Origin of the sequence: Bacillus cereus group sp. BfR-BA-01441 (assembly GCF_022663075.1) — a bacterium.
GTDB classification, from domain to species: Bacteria; Bacillota; Bacilli; order Bacillales; family Bacillaceae_G; genus Bacillus_A; species Bacillus_A cereus.
This window is the reverse complement of sequence record NZ_JAKUEU010000340.1, coordinates 1-263: the sequence shown is the minus strand read 5'-3', so window position 1 is coordinate 263 and position 263 is coordinate 1. Positions and strand designations below refer to the sequence as shown.

The window sequence follows — 263 nt, the reverse complement described above, 5'->3', positions numbered from 1 at the left end:
GGTCTTTAACCATTTTATATTGTATATATCAAGTAATTGTTTAGGGGTTAATCTCTCTTTTTCTTCAATGGTCCATTTCAATGCTTCTAATGCTTTTTCTTTAGTCCAGAAGTTATTAGGAGTCATGCCAAATTCCCATTCTTTAAAACAGCCTGGATAAAGATCATTAATCATTGCATACGGGCTACTATTCCAATACATAGCCAGAGGTGCACTAAGCTTATTTTTTTTCAACCATTTTTTCCCGTATAATTCTAAGAGCT

At 33.1% G+C, this 263-nt stretch carries 1 pseudogene; it reads right to left on the bottom strand.

From position 1 onward, the window contains the following. Positions 1–263 (bottom strand): annotated as a pseudogene (locus MR107_RS30775) (DUF4046 domain-containing protein); the annotation flags it as partial.